Annotated in this window: 2 protein-coding genes; both read right to left on the bottom strand. The window is 70.2% G+C overall.

The window, feature by feature from the left end; translation table 11 throughout:
* A partial coding sequence (locus IEZ06_RS35720; RefSeq protein ID WP_189241092.1) for a transposase family protein occupies window positions 1-796 on the bottom strand: 796 nt, incomplete at its 3' end.
* 102 nt (window positions 797-898) lie between these two features.
* Window positions 899-1,429 (bottom strand): hypothetical protein, encoded by a 531-nt coding sequence (locus IEZ06_RS37010; RefSeq protein ID WP_203872467.1) that lies wholly within the window; start codon window positions 1,427-1,429, stop codon window positions 899-901.
* Between the last annotated feature and the right edge of the window lie 160 nt (window positions 1,430-1,589).

The raw sequence follows: 1,589 nt of genomic DNA, 5'->3' as shown, positions 1-1,589 counted from the left end.
CACGCAGCAGCGTGGTGGCGTGGACGGCGTTCATACGGACCTTGGTCAGGATCCGCCAGTTCTTCAGGGCGGCGAAGCCGTGCTCGACCGGGGCGCGTTCGGCGTTGACGAGCTGGTTGGCCTGCTTTTCGGCGGTCGTGAGGGGCCTGCCGCGGGCGGCTTTACGACCGGTGATGACGACGGGATGGTCGGGGTCGTCGTCCAGGCCGACGAAGCCCAGGTCCGCGATGGCGCCCAGCCCGGCCTCACGCAGCCGGGCGCAGATCTTGTTGTGGCGGGCGGTGGTGATCTCGGAGGCGCGGCCGGGCCGGGCGGCGGAGATCCACAGCAGATTGCCCTTGCGGTCGGTAAGAGCCAGCAGCAGCAGCCCGTGGGCCTTGTGCTTGCCCGAGTAGTTCTTGCGGTTGTCGGCTCCGGTGCGGCGGCGGGTGCGCACCAGGGTGCCGTCCAGCAGGACGACCTCGCCGCCGGCACGTGCGGCCTTCTTCAGGGCGCGGTCCAGGCGCGGGGCGCGGGCGGCGAGCAGGCCGATCGCTTCCAGTACCCAGCGGCGGATGGTGGAGGCCGACACGTCGTTGGCGCCGGCCAGGTCGGCCAGGCGCTGGTCATGGCGCAGGACGGCGAGCACGATGACGGCGATCTTCCCGGGTGCCAGTTTCCGCCAGCGCGATCCGATCGCCGCCAGGTGGCCGCGGATCAGGTCGGCGATGAAAGTGATGGTTTTCGTAGACAGCGGCAGTCGGCACTGGTAGACAGCAGACGGCGTGTCCTCGGCCGGGGTGTTGGTAGTGGTCACACGCCGCCATGCCCCCGCCGGGGACGCGCCCGAGGACTCATGTCACCCGGCGAGATCCCCGGTCAGGGGCGGCCTGCCGCAGCAGGACAGGGACCGGTCTGCTCAGGTGAGCGGCCCGAACGCGCCGCTGGGGGTCTTACGCAGCCAACCCCGCTCGACCAGCCGTTTCAGCTTGGCCCGTACGCCCTCGACCGGCCCCGGCTCGGTCGGCAGCCCGAGCCGCTCGCAGATCGCCTTGCAGATCACGGGGCCATCGGCGGCGTGCACCGCCGTCAGCAGCGCCTGATAGTCGCCCGGCAGATCGTGGACGTCATGGGCCTGGTGGCGGTAGGGGATCAGCAGGCCGCCGGGCGACGGCTCGGCCGCTCGCCCGGCGGGCAGCAGCACCTGGTAGATCGCCGTCACGTCACCCTCGGCCGCTTGATCGGGCAGCGCATCGCGGCGGTCGGGGGCCGGGGTGATGCTCGGCCCGCCGTCCTGCTGTCCGGCGAGGATCTCCTTGACCACCTGTTCGGCGGCGTGCAGCCGTTCCAGGTCGTCTTCGGCCTCGGCCAGCTGAGTGCGCAGGCTCTCGGCGCGCCCGGTCGTCGAGAGCAGACGCGCGGTGATCTCTTCCAGCAGCCACTGTGACACAGGCGTCCTCCGGCCGACGACACATCAGTTACCTGGTGAAAGCATCCGGATACGGACGATAACGATGCGGGCCGGGTCGTCGCAGCTGAATTCCGAAAGATCCGCATTCGTCCGTGGCAAGTGATCGAGGACGATGATTCCCGCCGCCTGCCAGCAGAGA

Origin of the sequence: Planomonospora antibiotica, from assembly GCF_014647955.1 — a bacterium.
GTDB lineage: Bacteria > Actinomycetota > Actinomycetes > Streptosporangiales > Streptosporangiaceae > Planomonospora > Planomonospora parontospora.
This window is presented reverse-complemented; position numbering and strand designations above follow the sequence as displayed.